This window comes from Natronomonas sp. (assembly GCF_036625485.1).
In the GTDB taxonomy this organism is placed as follows: domain Archaea; phylum Halobacteriota; class Halobacteria; order Halobacteriales; family Haloarculaceae; genus Natronomonas.
Genome location: NZ_JAZKTR010000227.1, coordinates 1 through 2,936, shown reverse-complemented (window position 1 = coordinate 2,936; position 2,936 = coordinate 1). Strand labels below are relative to the sequence as shown.

General features: G+C 64.3%; 3 protein-coding genes. 1 reads left to right on the top strand and 2 read right to left on the bottom strand.

The genetic code is table 11. The features are described from left to right. Positions 1 to 124 precede the first annotated feature (124 nt). Positions 125 to 865, bottom strand: a complete 741-nt coding sequence (locus V5A53_RS14240; protein ID WP_332314273.1) for a hypothetical protein — start codon at positions 863 to 865, stop codon at positions 125 to 127. 69 nt (positions 866 to 934) lie between these two features. Then, complete coding sequence (locus V5A53_RS14235; RefSeq protein WP_442928583.1) at positions 935 to 1,765, bottom strand: aldo/keto reductase; 831 nt, start codon at positions 1,763 to 1,765, stop codon at positions 935 to 937. A 125-nt stretch (positions 1,766 to 1,890) separates the two neighbouring features. Here V5A53_RS14235 and V5A53_RS14230 point away from each other — a divergent pair. After that, on the top strand, positions 1,891 to 2,936 hold a 1,046-nt coding region (locus tag V5A53_RS14230), incomplete at its 3' end, for a geranylgeranyl reductase family protein (RefSeq protein ID WP_332314271.1).

Sequence of the window (2,936 nt, the reverse complement as noted above, 5' to 3'; positions counted from 1 at the left end):
GGTCCCGCACTCGCTTCCCTCGTGCGGTGAACCGCTCGGCGCGCTCCGCGCGCCTCACGGATGCTAATTCTGACGACTGCGGGCTATTTGACCGGCTCATTTTATAAAGAAGATAGCGGAGCCGCTATTCGTCGTCCGAGCGCGGACGGATGAGGTCCGCCAGCGTCACCACGAAGCCGAGGAACCAGCCCAGCGGCGTCGCGATGGCGAACCACATCAGTGCGATTACGACCCCTTCGAAGTCGAAGTTGTTGCTGAGGTAGTCGCTCACCGGGTCGAGTGGGCCGACGAAGACGCTATCGCGGAAGAAATTCGCGATGGCCGTGCTCTGTTCGATGATGACGCCGAGCGAGGGGTCGTACAGCGCCGCGACGACCGGCGGCAGGAAGAAGGCGTTCATCGCGAACGGATACGCGAAGAAGACCGTCGTACCACGGCCACCGACGCGGCTGAAGAGGGCCGCTAATCCGGCAGAGACGACGGCGACGGCGCTCGCTGCACCGACGGCAACGAACCCATCGAACGAGAGTCTGACCCGCGCGAGCGCGGTCAAGCCACCCCAGACGACCGCCGCGAGCAAAACGACGCCGATGATACCGAGGCGGGCCGTCGCGCTGTCGAAGCGCTTGGCGTTGAACCGAACGGCGAAGCCGACCACCAAGAGCGGATAGAGCAACGCCACGACGAGGACGCCGAGTGCAGACCAGATGCGGTATTTGATTCGGTCACCGCGGGTCCGGGGTGTCCACTTGCCGAGCACGTTGTGGACGGCCGTCCGCTGGCGCGGAAAGACGAGCTCCATCCACGTCTCGTGGAGCCGGACGATGTCGATTTTGATTCCTTCGAGGAGGCCGCCCGCTGACATACTCCCACACTCCGGTCGCCACCCAAAATAGGTTCCGGCCTCGGCCTGCGGCCGTCTGACGGTTTCGGCCTACCAGTCGGGCGCGAAGCCGGGGTCGACCTTTCGGTCCGTCCGGTCGATATCGTCGATACGCTCGATCTCGGCGTCCGAAAGCGTCAGATCAAGCGATTCCCAGTTATCCCGGATATGGTCGGTGCCGGTCGCTTTCGGGATCGCCGTCACGCCCTTCTGGCGGAGCCACGCGAGGCTCACCTGTGCCGCCGAGACACCGTGCTCGTCGGCGATATCGGTGAGGACATCCACCTCGAAGACGTCGCCGCGGGCCAGCGGCGAGTAGGCGACCAGTTCGATGTCCACGTCCTCGCAATACTCCCGGAGTTCCCGCTGGGGGAGCAGCGGATGCATCTCGACCTGATTGGCGAAGATCGGCGCGTCGGTGACTTCCTGTGCCGTCTCCAGATGCGACGGCTCGAAGTTCGAGACGCCGATATTCTCGATTCGGCCATCCTCGCGGAGTTCCTCGAAGGCCGACAGTGTCCCCTCGGGGTCGTAGGCGTCGGCCGGCCAGTGGACGTAGAGGAGGTCGACGTAGTCGGTGCCGAGTTTGTCGAGACTGGTCTCGGTCGATTCAAGTACGTCGTCGTGGCTCAGTTGGTCGATCCAGACCTTCGTCGCGAGGAACACGTCATCGCGGTCGACCGACGCGGCCGCAAGTCCCTCCCCGACGGCGGCCTCGTTGCCGTAGACCTGGGCGGTGTCGATATGTCGATAGCCCGTCTCGAGGGCGTTTCGAACCGACTCCGCACACTGCTCTGGGTCGTCGTTCTGCCAGGTTCCGAACCCGAGAGCGGGCATACCGCTGTGCTCGGGTGCGCTGCGGCTAGATTCTTGTTGGACCATATCGACGATTCGACCACGACGTCGAAAACCATTGGGACACCGGCGAGCCAGTCGGGAAACCGAAACACGCCGCGATGGAAGCCCAAAGGTGGGTTATTTATGCTATTCGGTGTTAACGGGCGAACATGCCCGCAGAAACGTATGACATGGTCGTTGTCGGCGGCGGGACCGCCGGCTGTTTCGCCGCGGCAACGGCTGCTGGGGAAGGGCTCGACGTTGCCCTTCTCGAGCGGAAAACCGAGGACGAAGGCGGCCGAATCGCCTGCGGGGACGCTATCAAGGGTACGAGCACCTTCCCCGACGTCATCGACCTCGATTACCTCCGCGAGGAATCGTTCACCAACGAGGGCATCACCCTCGCGCGCTTCGAGAACCCCAAAACAGACGAGAACCTCGATATCGGCTTCCGCGGCGGCAACGGCGCCATCGTCGACCGGAAACGCTACGGCGAGGTCCTCCTCGAAGAGGCCGAACGCGCCGGCACCGACATCCACTACGAAACCGTCGTCCAGGACGTCGTCCAGAACGGCGCCGTCAAGGGCGTCACCGCCACGCAGCGTGGCTCCGTCAAGGAATTCGAGGCCGACGTCCTCATCGACGCCGCCGGCTCGCTCTCGCTTCTGCAGGACAAGACCGACTTCGACGGCACCACCTTCGACACCAACGTCAACTACCAGCAGTTCTGTTCGGCCTACCGCGAGATCGTCGAGGTCGACGAACCCGTCGACTGGCACAACGCCATCGTCTTCAAGCCGACCGCCGAACTCGGCTACCTCTGGTACTTCCCGCGCACGCCGACCGAGATCAACGTCGGCCTCGGCTTCCAGATGAACAAGGACCCGATGAAACTCGTCGAACACCTCCGGAAGGACCTCCAGAACCGCGAGGAGTTCAAGAACGCCACCGTCAAGGACAAACTCGGCGCCGCGCTCCCGACCCGCCGCCCCTACGATTCGGCGGTCGCGCCCGGCTACATGGCCGTCGGCGACGCCGCGGGCCACGTCAACCCCTGTACCGGTGGCGGGATCCCCGGCGCCGCGAAGGCGGGCACGTGGGCTGCCGAAGCCGCTATCGAAGGCATCAGCGACGGCGACGTCAGCGAAGGCGCCCTCTGGGAGTACAACCGCCGCGTCCAGACGGACTTCGGCAAGCGCTTCGCCGCGATGGACCT